This window comes from Leclercia sp. GHBNCSD (assembly GCF_055805075.1).
Genome location: NZ_JBQVYO010000001.1, coordinates 354,717 through 375,458, shown reverse-complemented (window position 1 = coordinate 375,458; position 20,742 = coordinate 354,717). Strand labels below are relative to the sequence as shown.

Sequence of the window (20,742 nt, the reverse complement as noted above, 5' to 3'; positions counted from 1 at the left end):
CTCGACTATCACTATTGAGGTAGTTTTCTCTGTATCGACCTTAAGATTAATCTTAGGTTCATTTGTGATTCATTTTTAGTTAATTGACTTAAAATTACCCGAATATAATATGTACATATAGCTTGCTAACTATTAGGTAGAGCAAATATTATTTGATAGTCATTCTCAGCAAAATTATATTGAATTAACTGTTGCGACGTTTCTGACGCAGTGGGCTGCTTTATCCATAAAAAAATTAAACAGGCATAATAATGTTAAACGTATACTGTAAAAATAATCGACCGAAAAAGGCGATTGACGCCCTTGTTGCCGCTACGGCGGATTATCCTGAAAAAACATTAAAAAAATGGCAGAAAATTATTACCGCCGATTCACAATATGTTCATGTGATGGTCAGCGGTGAAATCGAAATTCGTCGTAACTCTGACGAGTTAAGTATGTTTACCATGCGTCAGGCCGGATTTTTAGGCATCTCAGCCATCTATAACACCGCCTCCCGCATGTACGGTCTGGTACGCGATACCACCATCATTCGCACCATCAGACGTGATGAGTTCGAACGTCTTATTAGCGAGAAAAACCTTTGGCCAGAATTCAGCCAGTACTTGATCTGGTATATCGACATACTGAGCAAGCGCGATGATATTCTGGTAGCCCGCAGCGCTTATTCTATAGTCCGGGAATTCCTCCTCGAAATTAATGACCTGATTGTTCATCAGAATCGTGATATTAACGTATATGACTATATTCAGGAATACACCAGCCTGGCGCGCAGCACCATTATTAAAATTCTCTCAGACCTGAAAAAAGGTCATTACATTGTGGTTGAAAAAGGCAAATTAATAAATATCACCAGCCTGCCTGAACGCTACTGATAACCATTACGAATATCTCCATGGGTTAACGCCTGTGGAGATTTTTTTCGCATCGATGCATCTATTTTTTCTGTTTTTAACGCTGCCGTCTCATTTATCACCCGATTCGTCGTCTCAGAATCATATTGCGTCTCATCAACCGGCGCATCCGGTATCTTTCCCTGCAAATAATCTTGCTGCTGCTCTTTCAGCGCCTGCATAAACCGTTCTTTTAGTAAATCGGCATCTGTTTCTTGCCGGGCGGTATGCGTATCGGGCAACGGTTCACTGGAAATGTCATTGTCCGGAGCCTGCTGCCAGTCTAATGACTTATCCATCATCAACGGATCGTCTGACGGTAGCGGTGGTGCGGCATACTCCGCAGCTTTTGGTTTCGGTTCCGGGAACGGTTTTGAGACATAAACATAATGCATCTCCGAAAGCTGCGTATCCGGTTGCGCCACGCTCACCGGTTTGGGGATCGGCGCCGGATGTCGAAGATTCCAGTAGAGATGGGCGTACAGCCCGGCAATCAAAATGGCCCCCACGCAGCATAAGCAGGCCAGGGTTCGGAAGGCGATTTTATGCAACGCGGGAAGGCGGTAAGAGAACCAGACCGCCTCGCCGGTATTAAAGCTGCGCTGGGCAGCGAGGCATATAGTAGACATTAGTGCGTTTTTCCTTGCGCCAGAACATGCGGTGCGGTGTCAGCGACCGGGGAGAGAACCGTCGGAATAGTGTTATTAGCCCGCATTAGCTGCATCAGCGTCTCTTCCCCCGGCATACCGTCAACGTTCAGCCTTGCCTGGGCCTGAAATTCGCGGGTGCGCTGCACCAGCGTCTGCGTCCAGGTGTGAGCATGGGTTTCGGGTTCATGCAGCGCCTGGCTGAGTTGTGTATCAATCCAGGCCAGATCCTGGCGGCTGCTGGCGGCGCCGACCATATCTTGTCCTGCCGGGGTCAGACGGTGCAATAACGTGTAATTCCCGGTGGCGTGGGCGTTAAACCAGCTGCGCTTCACCTGCCAGGTGCGATTATTCAGCAGCAGATCCAGCGAGTTTGCCCCAACGCGGGCTACCACCGCATAGTTCAGGTGATCGCCGGTTTTCAGTTCACTCACCCACGGATAGCCCTCTTTTTCCAGCGCCTGCAGCGAGGCGTTGCCCTGTTTACAGATGAGATTCACCCGGGCGGCATTCTGGCAAAGCGCCTCGTCCGTTGAGGGATCGTACCCCCACATGGTGTAGAGCTGATGCATGGCGTCCGGCGCATTCACCACCTCTTTATCAAGGGTCGGCAGAACCGGCGCCTGCGGTGTGCGGACTGTCTGTTTCCAGCTTGCCGGAACAGGCAGCGGCACGGGGAGTTTCGCTGTGATGGCGCCCGAGAAATACCATCCGCAGGCGGCAAACAGCACGCTGGCGAACAGGCCGACCGTCGCCAGGGTTTTGCGATGGGTGTTGCGCGGCAGCACTTCACCCGCCGCCAGACGTAAATGGCGTGGCCCCACGCCGGGCGCCCGTTCGGTCCAGGCCGCCAGTAGCGACAGGTGCGCCAGCGCGTTCAGCTGGCTCACCGATCCTCTGGTCAGGGCGTGCATCCGGCGTATGCGGGCAGGGGTAAAGGGAGACGTTTCCGCCCCATGCTCCTGCGATTGCGCCTCAACATAGCGCATCACTTCGCGACAGGTGAGCGGGCGCAGGGTATGGCGGGTATGCACCCGGGACGCCAGCCCAGAGTGCTTCATCAGACGCGCATCCTGATCAGGGGTACCGGTCAGGACCAGCGTCAACGACAGATCGCACTCCTGCGCCCGGGAGAGCAGCATGCCCAGCGCCTCCCAGCCGTTATCGCGCATCGCCTGAACGGCGGAGAGGGTCACGACCATGCCACTCGTTTTGCTGGCTGGGTATTTTTCGTGCCACTGGCGCAGTACCGCGTCAACAGCCTGAATTTTGTTGCTGGCCTCTTTGGTCTGGGCGCTGAGTTTATACAGCAGCCCCTTCGCGCTCAGCTTTGGAAAAGCGTTAACGGCAACCCCGGCGGAGGCGTTCGCCAGTAGGTGTCCGGTGAAGGTGTTGAGCAGTGCCTCGTCATCGCCAAACAGCGCCACAATCCCGGGCACGGTTGATTTCTCTGCCAGCATGCCGAAGACATCCTGATGATAGGCCGCAAAGAAACTGCCGCAGGGGCTGGCTGCGCTCCTGAAGGGGGGGCGGGTAAATTTAAAATGGCTGAGGAACATAACGCTTCACCGATCTATTTCATTGACCAAATGTCACCCGGGAAAGTAAGGGATGCGCGGTAAAGGGTCAATTTTGCGTGAGGAGAAAAATAACCTGCGTCGACTGACTAACATCGGTTAATTATCTGGTCAATATTTTTCTGTATTAAAGTTAGTGGCAAACCCGATGGAGCGGGAGGCACATCATTATTACTATTTCAGAGTTTTCAGGTGCAGCGCCAGGCTGCTAACTTCTGCATTGACTAAAAGGTCACTATTAAAAATGAAAATGCAGCTCTATTCCCGGTTTATTGCGCCATGCGTAATGTTTGTTCTGCTGATATTTAGCGGCCAGCAGGGATATGTCGTATTTAAAGCGTATAAAAAGGCGGCCAATTCCGACCCGAATAAGGCACCCGCGCTTTCCCGCATGCGACAGTCAGAGCAGGACTTTGCCCTTTTCCAGCCAGCGGTTAACCAACCCGTGGCACAGCAGGCGGCAAAAAAGAGCATTTCTGCCGAGGTGGACGGCATCATCAACAGCGACGAAGCGTGGCTCTCCTTCGCCGTTATCAAAACGCCTGTCGGGCAGAAGAGTCTGCGTGAAGGCGACCCGCTGCCCGGTTACAACGATGCCTACATCGATGAAATTAATCCCGATAACGTGGTGGTGAGTTACGAGGGCGAGCGGCAGGTGCTGGCGTTAAAACGCCCTGACTATTTCAAAGGCGACATCAATTCTTCGCCCGCACTGAAGCCTAAAGGCGATGCCGGGGCGGATAATGTCCATCTTGACGATTATCTGGTGCTGAAACCCTATATCGAAAAAGGGCAGCTCGAAGGCTATCAAATCAAGCCCAAAAATGCCTCTTCCTTTTTTAGCGCGAGCGGGCTGGAAAAGGGGGATGTGGTAGTGAAAGTGAATTCCGTCGATATGACGCGAGCGGAGCAGGCAAAAAGTATTATTGCCAGCTGGTCGAAAATGAGAGAAGCGGAAGTCGTAGTCAGACGCCACGCTCACCTTGAAAATATTCGGGTTAATGTATTAACCAATTAACAAGTGTAATGAGATGAAGAAATTTCCCTGGGCATGTCTCGCGCTGACTGCCGCCTCTTTTATTTCCAGTTCGGTGATGGCGGCGAACTTCAGCGCCAGTTTTAAGAACACCGATATTCGAGAATTTATCGATACGGTAGGGCGCAACCTTAATAAAACCATTCTGGTCGATCCCTCCGTGCAGGGCAACGTATCGGTTAAGACCTATAACGTGCTGACGGAAGAGGAATACTATCAGTTCTTCCTGAGCGTGCTGGATCTGTACGGTCTGTCGGTGATCCCGATGGATAACGGCATGGTGAAAGTGGTGCGTTCCACGGTGGCGCGTACCGCGGGCGTGCCGCTGGCGGACAGTCAGCATCCCGGCAAAGGCGATGAGATTATCACTCGCGTGGTGCGGATGGAAAATGTGCCGGTGCGTGAGCTGGCGCCGCTGCTGCGCCAGCTGAACGATGCCTCCGGCATTGGTAACGTGGTCCACTTTGAACCCTCTAACGTGCTGCTGCTGACCGGTAAAGCCTCGGTGGTGAACCGGCTGGTGGATCTGGTCCAGCGGGTCGATCGCTCCGGCATGCAGCGTCGCGAAATCGTACCGCTACGCTATGCCTCAGCCAAAGCGCTCTCCGATATGTTGAACAATCTCAACAACGAAGAGCAAAAAGGGCAGAACGCGCCGCAGCTGGCGACGAAAGTCGTTGCCGATGACGAGACCAACAGCCTGGTGATCAGCGGCTCGGAAGAGGCCCGCGCGCGCACCCGGTCGCTGGTAAGTGAGCTCGATCGGGAGCAGAACAACGAGGGCAATACCCGCGTTTTCTATCTGAAATATGCCAATGCCAGCAAAGTCGTGCCGGTGCTCACCGGCATTGGCGAACAGCTGAAAGACAAAGCGCCAGCGTCAAAAAGCAAAACGGCCTCCGCCAGCAGCGATCTGAATATCACTGCCGACGAGGCCACCAACTCACTGGTGATCACCGCCCAGCCTAACGTGATGAACTCGCTGGAAAAAGTGATCGACAAACTCGACATCCGCCGTCCGCAGGTGCTGGTAGAAGCGATCATTGCCGAAGTGCAGGACGGCAACGGCCTCGACCTTGGCGTGCAGTGGACCGGCAAACATGGCGGCGTGCAGTTTGGTGCCACCGGTCTGCCAATCAGCCAGATCAAGAACGGTACCATGAAAGGGACCAGCTTTACCGGTATGGCGACCGGCTTCTTTAACGGTGATTTTGGCGCGCTGATGACCGCCCTCTCTACTGACGGTAAAAACGACATTCTCTCAACCCCGAGTGTGGTCACCCTGGATAACAAAGAGGCGTCGTTCAACGTGGGTCAGGATGTGCCGGTCCTGTCCGGCTCGCAGACCACCAGCGGCGATAATGTTTTTAACTCGGTGGAGCGTAAGACGGTCGGTACCAAGCTGAAAATTATTCCGCAGATCAACGACGGTGACATCATCCACCTGAAGATTGAGCAGGAAGTTTCCAGCGTGGATGCCAGCGCGACGGAAGATGCCAGCCTCGGTCCAACCTTCAACACCCGTACCATCAATAACGAAGTGATGGTGCACAGCGGGCAGACGGTAGTGCTCGGCGGGTTAATGGAGAACGTCACCAAACAGAATGTCTCGAAAGTGCCGCTGCTGGGGGATCTTCCGCTGGTGGGACAGCTGTTCCGCTACACCTCCCAGGATACCTCGAAACGTAACCTGATGGTCTTTATCCATACCACCGTTCTGCGGGATGACGATAGCTACAGCGCCTCGTCGAAGGAAAAATATGACCAGATCCGCGCGCGCCAGCAGCAGCGCATGGAGGAGAAAAAGCTGGGCATTGTCTCTAACGATGACACAGCGGTGCTACCGGCCTATCCGTCTAAGGGCACTTCCGCCACTCCGGCCCCGCGCAATCCGTTTAAAGGGTAAGGGGGCGGGAGATGGATGAACTCACCAATGCCTTATGCACCAGCAGCTTTGCCAAGGATAACGGCGTCCTCTTTTATCAGGATCAGGTCTTTGTCCGCGATGACGCCCCGGCCTTTGCTCTGCTGGAGATGCGCCGGGTGCTGGCCCGTTCTTTTACGCCGGTTGTCCTGACGCCAGAGGCGTTTGACGAGATGCTGGCTAAAATCTGGCAGCAGAATAGCGGTGTCTCGCAGCAGCTGGTGGATGACATGGATGCCGATATCGATCTGATGGCGCTGACCGAGGAGATCCCGGATAACGAGGATCTGCTGGATAACGACGAAAACTCGCCGGTGATCCGCCTGATCAACGCCATTCTCGGCGAGGCGGTGAAAGATGGTGCCTCGGATATTCATATCGAAACCTTTGAGCGTACCCTGAGCATCCGCTTTCGCGTCGACGGCGTGCTGCGCCCGGTGCTGCAACCGGCGCGCAAGCTGGCGCCGCTGCTGGTGTCCCGTATCAAGGTGATGTCGAAGCTCGATATCGCCGAAAAACGCCTGCCGCAGGATGGGCGTATTTCGCTGCGTATCGGGCGTAAAGCCATCGACGTGCGTGTTTCCACCATCCCCTCGCAGTACGGCGAGCGGGTAGTGATGCGTCTGCTCGATAAAAGCAATCTCAAGCCGGACATTAACAAGCTGGGTCTAATCGACGAAGAGTTACAGCAGCTGAAGGGATTAATTGGCCGTCCGCATGGCATCATTCTGGTCACCGGCCCGACCGGTTCCGGGAAAAGTACCACCCTGTACGCCATTCTTTCGGCGCTGAACGGCCATGAACGCAACATCCTCACCGTTGAAGATCCCATCGAGTATGAGCTGGAAGGGGTGGGGCAAACCCAGGTTAACCCGCGCGTCGACATGACCTTTGCCCGCGGGCTGCGCGCCATTCTGCGCCAGGACCCGGACGTGGTGATGATCGGTGAAATCCGTGACGGCGAAACCGCGCAGATTGCGGTGCAGGCGTCTCTCACTGGTCACCTGGTGATGTCCACGCTGCACACCAACAGCGCGGCAGGGGCCATCACCCGCCTGCGCGACATGGGCCTGGAGTCATTTTTAATCGGATCATCGTTGCTGGGTGTCATTGCCCAGCGTCTGGTGCGTCGGCTGTGTGTACACTGCCGGACCACCAGTCCGCTGGACGCCAATGAAAAAGCGCTGTTCAGCTTTATGGCGACCCCGCCGAAGGCGATTTATCGCGCGGTGGGCTGCGAGCAGTGCCGTCAGAGCGGCTATCAGGGGCGAGCCGGGATCCATGAATTCCTGGTGGTGGACAGCGCGATGCGCCGGGCCATTCACGAAGATAAAGATGAAATGTCCATCGAGACCGAACTCTTCAAACAGGCCTACAGCCTGCGTGAAAACGGCCTGCTGAAGGTGATTTCCGGCGTCACCTCCCTGGAAGAGGTCATGCGCGTCACCGCCGAGCGCGGGGGAGATGAATAATGGCGTGGTATGCGTGGACAGCCACCAGTGCGGCGGGGAAAACCCAGCGCGGCATCCTGCAGGCCGAGGGGCCGAAGCAGGTTCGCCAGACGTTGCGTGAGCAAAAGCTGATGCCGGTGAGCATTACGCCGACCCGCGAACCTGCGACAACCGGTAGCGCGCAGAAGGGGATCAAACTCTCCACCCCGGTGCTGTCGATGTTCACCCGTCAGCTGTCAACTCTGGTGAACGCCGCGCTGCCGCTGGAGAGCGCCCTGAAGGCGATTGCAAAGCAGTCGGAAGATAAAAAGCTGGCGGCGATGGTGACCGGGATCCGCGACAAAGTGGTGGAAGGGCACACGCTGTTTGACGCCTTCAGCCAGTTTCCGCGCACCTTCGACAAACTCTACTGCACCCTGGTGATGGCCGGGGAAAAAACCGGCCATCTCGGGGACGTGCTGGAAAAACTGGCGGAGTACAACGAGCAGCGCCAGAAGATGAAAAGCAAGCTCACCCAGGCGATGGTTTACCCCATCACCCTGACGGTGGTGGCGGTGGCGGTGATCTGCATCCTGCTGGTGGCGGTGGTGCCGCAGGTGATTGAGCAGTTTACCCATATGAAACAGCAACTGCCGATCACCACCCGCACGCTGATCGCGGTGAGTGATTTCCTGCAGGCGTATGGCCTCTATATCGGCGGCGGGCTGGTCACGGCATTTATCGGCTTTAAAAGCTGGCTTAAAAACGCCCGGAACCGCTTTGTCTGGCACCGCTGGCTGGTTAACGCCTCGCCAATCAAAAAACTGGTCTGCGCCATCAACAGCGCGCGCTATATCCGCACCCTCAGTATTTTGCAGGCCAGCAGCGTGCCGCTGCTTGAGGGGATGTATATCGCCATGGACGGGATTGAAAATCTGCACGCCCGCCAGGTGCTGGAACAGGCGGCGGACACCGTGCGCCAGGGAGCCTCGTTATATGCCGCCCTGGAGCAGGCGAGATTATTCCCGCCCACCATGCTGTACATGATTGCCTCCGGCGAAGAGAGCGGCGAGCTGGGTAACCTGATGGATCGCGCGGCCGAAAACCAGGAATCAGCATTACAGCATCGCATCACTTTAACGCTGTCGGTATTTGAACCGGCGCTGGTGGTCTCTATGGCGACCATCGTTCTGTTTATTGTGATGTCAATATTACAACCGCTTCTGCAACTTAATAATATGGTAGGTTAATTATGGCGATGAAACGAAAAAACCTGGCGGGCCAGGCGGGCTTTACTTTGCTCGAATTAATGGTGGTCATTGTTATTCTCGGCGTACTGGCCAGTATGGTGGTGCCGAATTTAATGGGAAATAAAGAGAAAGCGGATATCCAGAAAGCCACCAGCGATATTGTGGCGCTGGAAGGCTCGCTGGATATGTATAAGCTGGATAACCACCGTTATCCCACCACTGAACAGGGCCTGCAGGCGCTGGTCACCAAACCTGAAATCGCGCCAATCCCGAACGGCTACCGCGCTGACGGCTATATTCGCCGCCTGCCGCAGGATCCGTGGGGCAGTGATTACATTCTGGTCAGCCCGGGCGAACATGGCGCCGTTGACGTATTCTCCGCCGGTCCGGACGGCGAAGCCAATACCGCAGACGATATTACCAACTGGTCGCTCAATAAAAAATAATGAACAGGCAACGCGGCTTTACGCTGCTGGAAATTATTCTCGCGCTGGTGATATTCGCCAGCTGCGCCATGATGGTGGTCTCAACAATACCGTCGCGCAACGGCGCGGATATATTTGGTCAGCAATTAAAAGCCGTTGTTGAATATGGTTCCGACCGGGCGGTGATGGACGGAAATATTGTGGGCCTGGTGGTGACGCCGGATAAATATCAGCTGATGACGCTCAATGAAAAAAAGGGTGAACGCCGCTGGGTGCCGTTAGCGCAACGCCGTATCACTACCGGGGGCGACTTCCCTGAAGGGATGCACGTCTCGCTCACCCCGCAGCGTCTGGCCGCCACGCCTGACGCCGAGCCGCAGATCGTCTTTTTGCCGGACGGCGAGATGAGCCGTTTCACCCTGACATTACAGAGTGACGATAAACAACACCATTTCCGCGTGGTGTCGCAGGGCGCGGCACCGGTTACGGTAGAGAACGATGGCTAAACGAAATGCCTCGCAGCGCGGGATGACGCTGCTGGAGGTGATGGTCGCCCTGGTGATCTTCTCCACCGCCGCGCTGGCGTTAATGAACTCTGTCTCCCTGAACGTGCGCTTTACCCACGGTCTGGCGGATACCCTCCAGGCCTGCTGGGTCGCTGAGAATCTGCTCGCCGAAGCGCAGCTGACCAAGAGCGACTTCCCGGATGCAGGGCAGAAGGGGACGGAACTGATGGGCGGGCGCAACTGGAACTGGCGGATGCAGCGGGTGAAGGTTGCCGATAAGCGCTGGGCGGAGGAGATCCTGGTCTATGCCGAAGGGGATGAGAGCCAGCCGGTGGTAGCGATGCGGGTACTGCCTCCGGGAGAGAAAAAATGAAGAAACGGCAAAGCCAGCGCGGCTTTACGCTGCTGGAGATCATGATTGCGCTGACCATCTTTGCGGTGATCAGCACCCTCGCCTGGCAGATCCTCGACGGCGCGATGCGTACCAGCAATGCCACCGATCGCAACGCGTCCAGGCTCAATCAGATCCAGCGCGCCTGGAGCCTGCTGGAGCGTGATTTTTTTCAGCAGCAGGCCCGGGCACCGCGCAATGAACCCGACGTTTTTCGCCAGGATGATAACGCCATCGAACTGACCACCCTCAACGGGGTGAGCGGGCATGTCCAGCTGGAGCGGGTGCGCTGGCGGTTTGAGGATCACCGGCTGTGGCGCGATGTCTGGCCGACCATCGACAGCCCGGCAGGCGTAAAACCCGAAGTGGTGCCGATTGTCTCTGAGGTGAAATCCGCCCAGTGGCGATTTTTCAGCGGTTCATGGCAGAAGCCCTGGCGAGAGAGCGGGCATCAGCCAGACGGGGTCGAGTTGACCCTGACCATGGAGAGCGGCGACACCTGGCGCTGGGTCTTTACCACCCCAGGCGACATGCCGCAGCCGCAGATCGCCGTGAAAACGGCTGAAAAGCCCGAAGAGGCGAAGCCTGCGTCCGCTCCTGAACAAGCGCCAGCACCGGTACCGGAAAGTCAGCCATGAACAAAATGAATCAAAGCCAGCAGCGGGGCGTTGCGCTGCTGGTGGTGCTAATCCTGCTGGTGATGATGTCGGCCCTGGCGGCCAGAATCAGCCAACAGTTCAGCCGTAATTTACAGAAAACCCACTACCAGGTGAGCCAGCAGCAGCTGCGCTGGGCGATACAGCGCCAGGAGCAGGCGGTGAAGCAGCTGTTGCAGACCGCCGCCAGCGGCGAGAATCCGCTGGAGCCGGACGGTGAGTGGCATCAACCCCTTGAGACACAGGGGGAGTTTTACACGGTGGTGAGCCAGGTTGAGGACGCGCAGGACTGCTTTAACGTCAATAATCTGCTCACCGTGGAGCAGGCGGCAAAGGATCAGGCCACGTCAGCCATACCGGAGAAGTCCCGTAAGCAGCAGACGGTTGAACAACTGCTGGCCGACGCGGGTCTGGATCAGATCACCGCTGAGCAGGTCTATCAACAGCTGGTGGATTACCTGGACGGCGACAGCACCACGGCGAAAGGGGCCGCGGAGAGTGATGCCTGGGCAGGTGTGCAGCCCGCGCGGCTTCCGGCCAACCAGATGATGCGCAACATCAGCGAAATCAGGCTGCTGCCCGCGTTTCCGGCATCGGCCTATGCCAAAGTCAGCGCGCTACTGTGCGCCCTGCCGGATGCCAGCAGCAAGATCAACGTCAATACCCTCAAGCCTGAACAGGCAAAACTGCTGGCGGCGCTGTTTGCGGGAAAACTGACGGAGGATGACGCCGCCCGGCTGCTCGCGTCACGCCCGGAAGCGGGATGGGAAAACGTGGAGGCCTTCAGCAAGGCGCTGGAGCAAAATTTTCCCCAGCTGAAAGACGAGTTAACTCAGGTGGCTGAACAGGTAGCCGTCAACAGTCGCTACTTCCGGGTGAACTACACCGGCAACACCGATGATTTAACGCTGCGCGTGGTCAGTCAGCTTCAGGTTAACAGTGAAGCGGGCGAGATCGTAACCTGGCAGCGCCGTTACCGAATGATTGAATAATAAAAGCCGATACCGATGAAAAAGATACTTTTTGTACGTCCCGACAGCCGCGAGGACGGGACCATTGCATGGTGCGAATCCGGGAGCCAGCAGGTCAATACGCTCCACGGCATGGCGGCCCTGTCGACGCTTGCGGACCATCCGCTGGCGTCGCGCATCTGTCTGCTGTTACCCGCCGGTGAGACGATCTTCCGCCACTTCTCCCTGCCAAAGAAAGGGCTCAGCGCCCAGGCGACGCCATTCTCGTGGATGGCCGAGGAGACGCTGATCGGTGACGTCGACGACCTGCACTGGACGGTATTGAGCAAAAAAGGAGAGGAAGTGGATGCTGTCGCCATTGAGGGTCGGCGCTTGCGCAACTGGCTCACCCGCTTTGAGCAGGCCGGGCTGAAGGTCGTTCAGGCCCTGCCTGACGCCTGGCTGCTGCCGGTCGTGGAAGGAGGAAGCACGCTGGTTGCGCTGGATGAGAGCTACTGGCTGCGCTTTTCACCGGCCAGCGCCTGTGAAGCCGACGCCTCGCTGCTGCCGCTGCTGATGGCGAAATCTCAGCCGGGGATGGTGCGCTGCTATGGCGAGGCGCCTGCCGGAATTGCGGTGGATGAATCCTTACCCTGGCAGCACCCGTTAGTGCTGATCCAGCCGCAGTGGCAGAACTGCCGGGCCAATGTGCTGCACGGCGAGTTTCATCCCCGCGGCGCCCAGGGCGGTGCCTCCAAAGGCATGAAAGGGGCAATGGTTGCCCTGGCGCTGCTCAGCGTCGGATTGCTGCTGGGGCCGAGACTGGCAATGGCCCTGCTGCTGGTGCACCAGGAAAACCAGCTGCAACAGGAGATCGCCACGGTCTATCAGTATCATTTCCCCAGCCTTCGCCAGCAAAGCAATATTAAGTATCACTTTGGTCAGAACCTGAAGAAGGTTAACAAAGGCGTCTTTCTGCAAATGGCGGATCTGAACAAAGCGAAGCAGGCGGTTCCGGGTATAGAAATTAACCTGCTGGATTATGACGGTTCGCAAAACCGCTGGACGCTCAGCGCCAGCAGCCAGAACAGCGCATCGCTGCAGGCGTTCATTCAGCAGAGCAGTGCGGATTTCAACTTTTCGCTGCAGCCGGTTTCAACGGTCGCGCCCTTTACCGCCATGATCACGGGGAAACACAAATGAAAGAGCGTGTCGCACAGCTTAAAGCGCGGTATCAGAATTACTCTGCCCGTGAAAAGGTGCTGATGAAATTCTGCGCCGCGGCGCTGGGCTGCGCCGTCGTCTATTACGGCGGCATGGTTCCGCTGGATAATATGATTAAAAATAGCCAGTCAACGCTGAAGCGCCAGAGAGATACCCTTAACTGGATGCGTAGCGAAATCGATAAAAACCATCTCCAGGTGCAGCAATTAACAACCGACAATCCGCGTAGCGTGGTGGAAAACAGCGCAAAGCAAATAAAGCTGCCGCTAAATGATGTGCGTCAGGAGGGGCAGACGTTATCGTTTATTGTGCCCCGGATGGAGATCAATGAGCTGAAGAACTGGTTGCGCGAAATTAACGCCACCTCAGGGATCAAACTGGAGAAAATAAAGCTGACTCCTGTCGACCACCAGCGTGACGTCAGGGCAGAGATCCAGCTTAGCTGGAAAAAAACGGCATGACGGCTTTCGTCCTGTTCAGAGAGAGCAGCCCGGGCCTGTTCAGCCTGATGAGCGCCGTTTTTGGCGCAATTATCGGCAGCTTTCTCGGCGTGGTAGCAGAGCGGATCCCGCCGATGCTGCTTGAAGATGAGGCCGGGATTAACTTACTCGTTCCGGGCTCGCACTGCCCGGCATGCCAGCATGATTTGGCCTGGTGGCAAAATATCCCACTGGTAAGCTGGTTGGCGCTACGCGGGCGCTGCCACTACTGCGGCAGCGCTATCCCATTGCGTTTATGGTTACTTGAAGCCTTTACCTTCCTCTTTTTTGGCACCACCGCCTGGTCTATGCCAGACCTTGCCGGGCTCTTTTCCCTCTGGCTGTTGAGCGCCTTTTTGCTGCCGCTCGCCCTCATCGATGGGCGGCATCTGCTGCTGCCGGACTGCCTGACACAACCGCTGCTGTGGGCCGGGCTGCTGGTCCACCTTATCAGCCCGACGCTGCCCCTGCGCGATGCCATTATCGGCGCCGTGGCGGGCTACCTCTCTCTCTGGCTTGTCTACTGGACGTTTCGCCTGATAACCGGTCGCGAAGGTCTGGGTTACGGTGATTTCAAGCTGCTGGCCGCGCTGGGCGCCTGGTGCGGCTGGCAGGCGCTGCCTGATGTACTGTTACTGGCGTCGTTAACCGGCATTGCCGGACATCTCCTCTTTATTAAAGCGGATCAAAAAGCCGCGCACATTCCTTTTGGCCCGGCACTGGCGGCCGGAGGCGTTATTACCTTTATTTTGCAAAATTATTCACTCATCCCCTAATTAAATCTGTCAATTATATTTTGAGATTTTTTCGACAAGGGAAAGAGGTGAGTAATCATTTTTTTGCTAATACTATCTTCGTTATAAACCGCATGTGACGTTAATTTTATAATTAAGATTAACTGAAAATATTAAAAACATTTTAATTCATTATGTATTTAATTTTTTTTAAATCCATGTTGGTTTTATTTCATGTTTAAGGAAGACATGTTTTTTAAAGTTCACGTAGAGTTATTAGGATATGAAAATGAATTTCTTTAAGCCTAAATACCTGGCGCTTTTTGTTGCAGCGGCAACCAGCCCTGTATTTGCAGCCGTTCCAGGTGTGCCATCATTGACCAGCGGCAACGACAAGTTTGCTATTGTTGAAGTTGACCAGGCCGCGCAGGACTATAACTCTCTGGTAAAAGTTCACGATGGCGCAGACGTTAAAGTTGAGTGGAATGTCTGGAGTGGTGATGCTCCAACCTCGGCAAAAGTGCTGCTGGATGGTAAGGAAGTCTGGTCTGGCGCGAGCGGCGCGACAGGCTCCGCCACCTTTAAGGTGAAAAAAGGGGGCCGTTACCAGGAGCAGGTTCAGGTATGTAATGACAGCGGCTGTAGCACCAGCGCCAGCAAACTGATCATTGTGGCGGATACCGACGGTAGCCACCTGCTGCCATTAAACACCACGCTTCATGAGAACAACAAAGCGTTCGCCAAACATACCGATAAAGTGGTTGCGGCCTATTTCCCTGAGTGGGGCGTATACGACCGTAACTTCACCGTGGATAAAATCCCGGTTGCCAACCTGAACCACATTCTTTACGGCTTCATTCCAATTTGCGGTGGCGATGGCATCAACGACAGCGCTAAATCTTCCGGCGCGCTGGAATCCCTGAAACGCGCCTGTGCTGGCCGTCAGGACTACACCGTCGCCATTCATGACCCGTGGGCTGCGCTGCAAAAACCACAGCAAGGTGTGACCGGCTGGGACGAACCGTACAAAGGTAACTACGGCCAGCTGATGGCGATGAAAAAAGCCAATCCAAACCTGAAGATCCTGCCTTCTGTGGGCGGCTGGACCCTGTCCGATCCCTTCTTCCAGATGGACAACAAAGTGCTGCGCGACCGTTTCGTCGGCTCAGTTAAAGAGTTCCTGAAAACCTGGAAAGTGTTTGATGGCGTGGATATCGACTGGGAATTCCCGGGCGGCGGCGGCGAGAATGCCAAACTGGGCAACCCGCAGACCGACAAAGCCACCTATACCGCACTGATGCACGATCTGCGCGCCATGCTGAACGAGCTGTCTGCTGAGACTGGCCGTACTTACGAGCTGACCACCGCTATCGGCGCCGGTAGAGATAAGATTGAAGATGTCGATTACACCACTGCACAGCAGTACATCGACCACATCTTCCTGATGAGCTACGACTACTACGGCGCATGGAGTAACACCGAACTGGGTCACCAGGCGGCGCTGTACGGTGCTTCCTGGAAACCAGATACCAACTACACCACCGATAACGCCGTGAAAGCGATGCTGGACCAGAAAGTACAGCCGGGCAAAATCGTAGTGGGTGCGGCGATGTACGGTCGCGGCTGGACCGGCGTACACGGCTACACCGGCGACAATCCATTCACCGGCACCGCGACTGGCGCAATTCCGGGTACCTGGGAAGCGGGTATCATTGACTACCGCGTGATTGCCAATCAGATGAAAGGCAAGCCAGGCTGGGAGTACAAATATGACAGCGCGGCAGAAGCGCCTTACCTGTTCAACAAAGCCACCGGCGAGCTGGTGAGCTATGACGACGCCCGTTCGGTTGCGGCGAAAGGCAAGTACGTACTGGACAAAAACCTCGGCGGTCTGTTCGCATGGTCTATTGAATCCGATAACGGCGATATCCTGAACGCCATGAACGAAAGCCTGTTGGGCAACGGTTCCTCTTCTGACGAGCCAGCGAACACCAACCACGCGCCTGTGGCGACCGCTGCTGACCAGACCGTGACCGGTCCGGTGACCGTCACGCTGGATGGTTCTGCTTCTTCCGACCAGGATGGCGATGCGCTGACCTACAAGTGGACGCAGATTTCCGGAACCGCGGTGAATATCGCGAACAGCACCTCCGCGAAAGCCACCTTTAGCGTTCCGGCTGTGACCAGCGACCATACCCTGGCCTTCCGTCTGACCGTGACCGATGCGAAAGGGCTCTCCAGCACCGTGAACGTCCAGGTCGTCAACAAAGCGCCTAAAGCGAACCAGGCTCCGGTGGTTAACCCAATGCAGGCCGTCACCCTGGAAGCGGGTCAGACGCAGTCCCTGCATGTCCAGGCATCCGATCCAGATGGCGATGCGCTGACCTATAGCTGGAGCGTACCGGCAGAGATGAATGCTACCGGTATCAATACCTCAAGCGTGCGCATCACTGCGCCGGAGGTGACCTCCGAGTCCAGCTACTCCCTGAGCGTAGTGGTCGGCGATGGCAAAGAGAGCGTGCACTCAACCGTGCAGGTTAACGTCACGCCAAAAGCGTCTGAGCCAGCCGATGATGTCACGCCGCCTGCGGATGACGTCACGCCACCAGCTGATGAAGATACTCCTCCGTCCGACGAAGGAGCAACCGGTAGCTGTGATAAGCCTGTCGATGCCAACGCCAGCAAATATGCTGCGTGGAGCAGCAGCAAGGTCTACAACACTGGCGATACCGTTAGCTTCGACCATCTGGTCTGGAAAGCGAAGTACTGGACTCAGGGCAACCAGCCTGGCTTTGGCGAGGGAGCATGGGAACTGGTCAGCAAAGTGAAGTTCAGCTGGCAACCCGAAATGGTTTATAACGGCGGCGACACGACCACTTATGAAGGTTTCGTTTACCGTGCGAAGTGGTGGACCCGTGGTGATAACCCAGCCAACAGCGATGTATGGGTGAAAGAAGGCGCAGCAGCAGACTGCAAATAATCGTCCTTCTCTGAGATGGCGGGCGCGATCTTTGCCCGCCATCAATGACCGCGCTTCACCGCGCGGTCAGTCCATCAGCGTCGGCCAGGTGAAGAGATGAAACGCGTTATTTTTCTGTTGTTGTTAATCAGTCAGGGGGTATTAGCCAACTGCTGGAATTCTGCCGGGAAATATTACCATGTCGATCCCTGGTTATTATTTGCCATTGCGGACGTGGAGTCCGGCCTCAATCCGAACGCGGTCGGTTATAACCACGACGGCTCCCGGGATGTCGGTCTGATGCAAATAAATAGTACGCATTTTGCTGAACTGGAAAAAAAGGGCATTGATGAATACCGGTTAATAACGGAGCCCTGCACCTCTATTATGGTTGGCGCTTCTATTCTCTCCGGCATGATTAACGTTTACGGCTATAACTGGGAGGCGGTCGGCGCCTATAACGCGGGACTGAAACCGGAGAATTATCCCCAGCGCAGGATTTACGCCAGAAAAGTCTGGGCGAAATATCAAAGAATAAAACGGATGTCGCAGTACCGATAGTCAGTTTTTTTTGAAGAATATCTTACGAGTGTTCTTCAGAAAGAAAAGGTTGCTGTCCCGGATTTATTTATTAAAGGGTTAATACATAAATCGAGTTCGTATTGCTTATTATCGTTTTTAAAAGGAACAACGTAGATGAATAAAAGGACATTGCTGAGCATTCTGGTCGCGGGGGCGTGTGTTGCGCCAGTAATGGCACAGGCAAACATGCTCAAGGCGGAAAGCAGTGAACCCTACACGATAAAAGCCAGCGATCTGGCAAAAAAAGAGCAGGCGTTAACGGATTTTCCGCTGATGAAGTCGGTCAAGGCGACAATCCGCACCCTGGATAACGCCCTGGTGGAGCAGATTGAGCCGGGTAAGGCGACCAATCCAGATAACGTGAAGCGTGTTGAAAGCATTCTGAAGGAGAGCGACTGGGAGTATCTGTTCCCGCTGCGCGCCAAAGAGTACAGCTACAGCAACTTACTGAAAGCGGTGGGTAAATTCCCGGCGCTGTGCGATACCTACACCGATGGCCGCGACAGCCTGGCGATTTGCCGTAAAGAGCTGGCGACCATGTTTGCACACTTCGCGCAGGAGACCGGCGGGCATGAATCCTGGCGTCCGGAAGCCGAATGGCGTCAGGCGCTGGTATACGTTCGCGAAATGGGCTGGAGCGAAGGCCAGAAGGGCGGCTATAACGGCGAATGCAACCCGGATGTCTGGCAGGGACAGACCTGGCCGTGCGGCAAAGACAAAGACGGCGATTTCCTGAGCTACTTTGGCCGCGGCGCCAAGCAGCTCTCCTACAACTATAACTACGGTCCGTTCTCGGAAGCGATGTTTGGCGACGTCCGCACGCTGCTGGACAAACCGGAGCTGGTTGCCGACACCTGGCTGAACCTGGCGAGCGCCATCTTCTTCTTCGCCTACCCGCAACCGCCGAAGCCGAGCATGCTGCAGGTCATCGACGGCACCTGGCAGCCAAACGATCACGACAAAGCTAACGGCCTGGTACCGGGCTTCGGCGTGACCACCCAGATCATTAACGGCGGCGTGGAATGTGGCGGCCCGACGGAAATTGCCCAGTCCGAAAACCGGATCAAATACTACAAAGAGTTCGCCAACTACCTGAAAGTGCCGGTTCCGGAAAATGAAGTCCTGGGCTGTGCCAACATGAAGCAGTTTGATGAAGGCGGCGCCGGTGCCCTGAAAATTTACTGGGAACAGGACTGGGGATGGAGCGCAGATACGCCGGACGGCAAAACCTACGCCTGTCAGCTGGTGGGTTATCAGACGCCATTCAGCGCCTTTAAAGAGGGCGATTACACCAAGTGCGTGCAGAAGTTCTTTAACGTGAATATCGTCAATGACGATGGCTCTGCGGTTAACCCGAGCGATAATACGCCAGCGGACAATACCCCGGCAGACAATACGCCAGCGGATAATACTCCGGCTGATAACACCCCGGCAGACAATACGCCAGCAGATGAGACGCCAGCTGTGACTAACCATGCGCCGGTTGCGGTCATTTCCGGCCCGGTTGGGGCGGTTGACGCGGGTGCCCAGGTCTCCCTGAGCGCGGAAGGCTCCACTGACGAAGATGGCAACAAACTGACCTATACCTGGCGTTCCCAGGACGGCCAGACCGTCTCCGGTGAAGACAAAGCGGTAGTGACCTTTACTGCGCCTGAAGCAGCAACGGCTCAGCAGATTGAAGTGAGCCTGACCGTCAGCGATGGCGAGCTGAGCGACACCACGACTTACCTGCTGAACGTGAAAGCGAAAGCGCAGACCCCGTCAGGTGACGAAGGCTCAGACACTTACGCGGCGTGGAGCGCCAACAACAAGTACAACGCAGGGGATATCGTGAACAACCACGGTAAACTCTTCCAGTGCAAGCCGTTCCCGTACAGCGGCTGGTGTAACAGCACCCCGGCTTACTATGAACCAGGCGTAGGCCTGGCATGGGCAGACGCCTGGACCGCACTTTAATAGCAAAACGGCAACCTCAGGGTTGCCGTTTTTTTCTCTGCCGCGCGCCGGGCTGTTAGCGATGTAACTTCCCGTGATCCCGCAGCCAGGCCGCGGTGCGCACAATCCCCTCATCCAGCGTCACCAGCGGCTTATAGCCCAGCTCACTCTCAGCGCGTTGCGTATCGAGGGTAAAATCAAAGTTCAGTTTCGACACCCCGTAGTGCGTCAGCATCGGCTCTTTGGCAGCCTTATTGCCCAGCCGCTCCATGCTGCGGGCAATAATATCCAGCATCGGGTAGGGCACGGAGCGGATCCGGCAGTGAATGTTCAGCTCGTCGATCAGCTTTTGCACAATGCTGCGCAGCGAGCGTGGCTCGCCGTTGGTGATGTTGTATGCCCGGCCGGATGGCAGCCCGTCGCACTCACGCTGGCTGGCCAGCCACATGGCATGAATGGCATTGTCGTAATAGGTCATGTCCACCAGCGCATCCCCGCCGCGCGGCAACAACACGCTGCCGTAGTGGTGCATCATCTGCGCCAGGCGCGGAATAAACACTTTGTCGTGCGGGCCAAACAGGCTCTGCGGACGCAAAATGGTAAAACGGGTATGCGGGTTAGACTGCGCCAGCAGATCGATTACCTCTTCGCTGGCGGCTTTACTGCGGGCAAATTCGCAGGCGAAGCGCGCCGGACGGAAATCTTCCTGGATATCGCGATGGTGGTGATAGTCGAAATAGAGCGACGGCGAGGAGATATGCACGAAGTTGCGCACGCCCCAGGCCACAGCCCACTCACCCAGACGGCGGGTGGCGCGCACGTTTGCCAGGTCGAACGCTTCCTGGGTTCCCCAGGGTGAGGTAAAGCTGGAGCAGTGCCACAGCGTATCGATTCCGGCCAGCATCACTTTTGCCTGGGAAGAGACCAGTTCCGTCAGGTCGGCATGGACAAACTCTGCGCCCATTTTTTGCAGCAATTTACCCATCGCTTCATTACGACCGGTGGCCCGGACGCTGACGCCTTTATTGCGCAAAAACTCCACCGCATTGCGGCCTAAGCCGCTGGTGGCGCCGGTAACCAGTACCTTCATATCGATCCACTGTATTGAAAGAATTTCGTGCGCATTCTTCCGTGAATTACGACT

At 55.9% G+C, this 20,742-nt stretch carries 19 protein-coding genes; 16 read left to right on the top strand and 3 right to left on the bottom strand.

The genetic code is table 11. From position 1 onward, the window contains the following. The first annotated feature begins 251 nt into the window (after nucleotides 1-251). Nucleotides 252-875: a helix-turn-helix domain-containing protein gene (locus ACT3IC_RS01875; protein WP_103178873.1), complete on the top strand. Its 624-nt coding sequence runs from the start codon at nucleotides 252-254 to the stop codon at nucleotides 873-875. Here ACT3IC_RS01875 and ACT3IC_RS01870 read toward each other — a convergent pair. Together ACT3IC_RS01870 and ACT3IC_RS01865 are read right to left on the bottom strand one after the other, a co-directional pair. Continuing rightward, entirely contained in the window at nucleotides 869-1,522 is a 654-nt protein-coding gene (locus ACT3IC_RS01870; RefSeq protein ID WP_473475977.1) for a hypothetical protein, read from the bottom strand. The genes ACT3IC_RS01875 and ACT3IC_RS01870 overlap by 7 nt on opposite strands. After that, a complete protein-coding gene (locus ACT3IC_RS01865; protein ID WP_156654184.1) occupies nucleotides 1,522-3,099 on the bottom strand; it encodes an ExeA family protein in 1,578 nt (525 codons plus the stop codon). The genes ACT3IC_RS01870 and ACT3IC_RS01865 overlap by 1 nt, the downstream gene beginning before the upstream one ends. A 304-nt stretch (nucleotides 3,100-3,403) precedes the next feature. Between ACT3IC_RS01865 and gspC the strand changes: the two genes are divergently transcribed. From gspC to ACT3IC_RS01790, 15 genes are all read left to right on the top strand, one after another. Then, a complete protein-coding gene (gene gspC / locus ACT3IC_RS01860) occupies nucleotides 3,404-4,135 on the top strand; it encodes a type II secretion system protein GspC (RefSeq protein ID WP_103181054.1) in 732 nt (243 codons plus the stop codon). A gap of 13 nt (nucleotides 4,136-4,148) precedes the next feature. Further along, nucleotides 4,149-6,059, top strand: a complete 1,911-nt coding sequence (gene gspD, locus ACT3IC_RS01855) for a type II secretion system secretin GspD (RefSeq protein WP_156654185.1) — start codon at nucleotides 4,149-4,151, stop codon at nucleotides 6,057-6,059. Nucleotides 6,060-6,070: 11 nt separating this feature from the next. Further along, the gene (gene gspE / locus ACT3IC_RS01850; protein WP_159339226.1) at nucleotides 6,071-7,549 is read left to right on the top strand and encodes a type II secretion system ATPase GspE; all 1,479 of its coding nucleotides are present in this window, start codon (nucleotides 6,071-6,073) and stop codon (nucleotides 7,547-7,549) included. Next, nucleotides 7,549-8,757, top strand: a complete 1,209-nt coding sequence (gspF, locus tag ACT3IC_RS01845) for a type II secretion system inner membrane protein GspF (RefSeq protein WP_103178877.1) — start codon at nucleotides 7,549-7,551, stop codon at nucleotides 8,755-8,757. The genes gspE and gspF overlap by 1 nt, the downstream gene beginning before the upstream one ends. A 2-nt stretch (nucleotides 8,758-8,759) precedes the next feature. After that, entirely contained in the window at nucleotides 8,760-9,203 is a 444-nt protein-coding gene (gspG, locus tag ACT3IC_RS01840) for a type II secretion system major pseudopilin GspG (protein WP_159339225.1), read from the top strand. Further along, nucleotides 9,203-9,688, top strand: a complete 486-nt coding sequence (gene gspH, locus ACT3IC_RS01835; RefSeq protein WP_159339224.1) for a type II secretion system minor pseudopilin GspH — start codon at nucleotides 9,203-9,205, stop codon at nucleotides 9,686-9,688. Before gspG ends, gspH begins: the two co-directional genes overlap by 1 nt. Then, a complete protein-coding gene (gene gspI / locus ACT3IC_RS01830) occupies nucleotides 9,681-10,061 on the top strand; it encodes a type II secretion system minor pseudopilin GspI (RefSeq protein WP_159339223.1) in 381 nt (126 codons plus the stop codon). The genes gspH and gspI overlap by 8 nt, the downstream gene beginning before the upstream one ends. Then, nucleotides 10,058-10,717: a type II secretion system minor pseudopilin GspJ gene (gene gspJ / locus ACT3IC_RS01825; RefSeq protein WP_159339222.1), complete on the top strand. Its 660-nt coding sequence runs from the start codon at nucleotides 10,058-10,060 to the stop codon at nucleotides 10,715-10,717. Before gspI ends, gspJ begins: the two co-directional genes overlap by 4 nt. Then, nucleotides 10,714-11,727 (top strand): type II secretion system minor pseudopilin GspK, encoded by a 1,014-nt coding sequence (gene gspK, locus ACT3IC_RS01820; RefSeq protein WP_159339221.1) that lies wholly within the window; start codon nucleotides 10,714-10,716, stop codon nucleotides 11,725-11,727. The genes gspJ and gspK overlap by 4 nt, the downstream gene beginning before the upstream one ends. Nucleotides 11,728-11,742: 15 nt before the next feature. Then, nucleotides 11,743-12,888 carry a type II secretion system protein GspL gene (gspL, locus tag ACT3IC_RS01815; RefSeq protein WP_159339220.1) on the top strand — a complete coding sequence of 382 codons (1,146 nt, stop codon included), beginning with the start codon at nucleotides 11,743-11,745 and terminating at the stop codon, nucleotides 12,886-12,888. Then, on the top strand, nucleotides 12,885-13,370 hold the full coding sequence (gene gspM / locus ACT3IC_RS01810; protein WP_156654191.1) for a type II secretion system protein GspM: 486 nt from the start codon (nucleotides 12,885-12,887) through the stop codon (nucleotides 13,368-13,370). Before gspL ends, gspM begins: the two co-directional genes overlap by 4 nt. Beyond that, on the top strand, nucleotides 13,367-14,164 hold the full coding sequence (locus ACT3IC_RS01805; RefSeq protein ID WP_103178885.1) for a prepilin peptidase: 798 nt from the start codon (nucleotides 13,367-13,369) through the stop codon (nucleotides 14,162-14,164). The genes gspM and ACT3IC_RS01805 overlap by 4 nt, the downstream gene beginning before the upstream one ends. Nucleotides 14,165-14,411: 247 nt before the next feature. Then, nucleotides 14,412-17,102, top strand: a complete 2,691-nt coding sequence (locus ACT3IC_RS01800; RefSeq protein ID WP_156654192.1) for a glycosyl hydrolase family 18 protein — start codon at nucleotides 14,412-14,414, stop codon at nucleotides 17,100-17,102. 96 nt (nucleotides 17,103-17,198) lie between these two features. Beyond that, entirely contained in the window at nucleotides 17,199-17,642 is a 444-nt protein-coding gene (gene iagB, locus ACT3IC_RS01795; RefSeq protein WP_156654193.1) for a type III secretion system invasion protein IagB, read from the top strand. Between the two features lie 135 nt (nucleotides 17,643-17,777). After that, the gene (locus ACT3IC_RS01790; protein WP_159339219.1) at nucleotides 17,778-19,619 is read left to right on the top strand and encodes a glycoside hydrolase family 19 protein; all 1,842 of its coding nucleotides are present in this window, start codon (nucleotides 17,778-17,780) and stop codon (nucleotides 19,617-19,619) included. Nucleotides 19,620-19,674: 55 nt separating this feature from the next. On the opposite strand, the gene ACT3IC_RS01785 is transcribed toward ACT3IC_RS01790, so the two are convergent. Further along, entirely contained in the window at nucleotides 19,675-20,688 is a 1,014-nt protein-coding gene (locus tag ACT3IC_RS01785) for an NAD-dependent epimerase/dehydratase family protein (RefSeq protein WP_103178888.1), read from the bottom strand. Nucleotides 20,689-20,742: the final 54 nt, after the last annotated feature.

Bases quoted from the DNA above. Each gene is read 5' to 3' on its own strand.
- gspM (WP_156654191.1), top strand. From the start codon at position 12,885: ATGAAAGAGCGTGTCGCACAGCTTAAAGCGCGGTATCAGAATTACTCT.
- ACT3IC_RS01805 (WP_103178885.1), top strand. From the start codon at position 13,367: ATGACGGCTTTCGTCCTGTTCAGAGAGAGCAGCCCGGGCCTGTTCAGC.
- gspJ (WP_159339222.1), top strand. From the start codon at position 10,058: ATGAAGAAACGGCAAAGCCAGCGCGGCTTTACGCTGCTGGAGATCATG.
- ACT3IC_RS01870 (WP_473475977.1), bottom strand. From the start codon at position 1,522: ATGTCTACTATATGCCTCGCTGCCCAGCGCAGCTTTAATACCGGCGAG.
- ACT3IC_RS01875 (WP_103178873.1), top strand. From the start codon at position 252: ATGTTAAACGTATACTGTAAAAATAATCGACCGAAAAAGGCGATTGAC.
- gspL (WP_159339220.1), top strand. From the start codon at position 11,743: ATGAAAAAGATACTTTTTGTACGTCCCGACAGCCGCGAGGACGGGACC.
- gspF (WP_103178877.1), top strand. From the start codon at position 7,549: ATGGCGTGGTATGCGTGGACAGCCACCAGTGCGGCGGGGAAAACCCAG.
- gspC (WP_103181054.1), top strand. From the start codon at position 3,404: ATGTTTGTTCTGCTGATATTTAGCGGCCAGCAGGGATATGTCGTATTT.
- iagB (WP_156654193.1), top strand. From the start codon at position 17,199: ATGAAACGCGTTATTTTTCTGTTGTTGTTAATCAGTCAGGGGGTATTA.
- gspG (WP_159339225.1), top strand. From the start codon at position 8,760: ATGGCGATGAAACGAAAAAACCTGGCGGGCCAGGCGGGCTTTACTTTG.
- gspH (WP_159339224.1), top strand. From the start codon at position 9,203: ATGAACAGGCAACGCGGCTTTACGCTGCTGGAAATTATTCTCGCGCTG.
- gspI (WP_159339223.1), top strand. From the start codon at position 9,681: ATGGCTAAACGAAATGCCTCGCAGCGCGGGATGACGCTGCTGGAGGTG.
- ACT3IC_RS01785 (WP_103178888.1), bottom strand. From the start codon at position 20,688: ATGAAGGTACTGGTTACCGGCGCCACCAGCGGCTTAGGCCGCAATGCG.
- ACT3IC_RS01800 (WP_156654192.1), top strand. From the start codon at position 14,412: ATGAATTTCTTTAAGCCTAAATACCTGGCGCTTTTTGTTGCAGCGGCA.
- ACT3IC_RS01790 (WP_159339219.1), top strand. From the start codon at position 17,778: ATGAATAAAAGGACATTGCTGAGCATTCTGGTCGCGGGGGCGTGTGTT.
- gspD (WP_156654185.1), top strand. From the start codon at position 4,149: ATGAAGAAATTTCCCTGGGCATGTCTCGCGCTGACTGCCGCCTCTTTT.
- ACT3IC_RS01865 (WP_156654184.1), bottom strand. From the start codon at position 3,099: ATGTTCCTCAGCCATTTTAAATTTACCCGCCCCCCCTTCAGGAGCGCA.
- gspE (WP_159339226.1), top strand. From the start codon at position 6,071: ATGGATGAACTCACCAATGCCTTATGCACCAGCAGCTTTGCCAAGGAT.
- gspK (WP_159339221.1), top strand. From the start codon at position 10,714: ATGAACAAAATGAATCAAAGCCAGCAGCGGGGCGTTGCGCTGCTGGTG.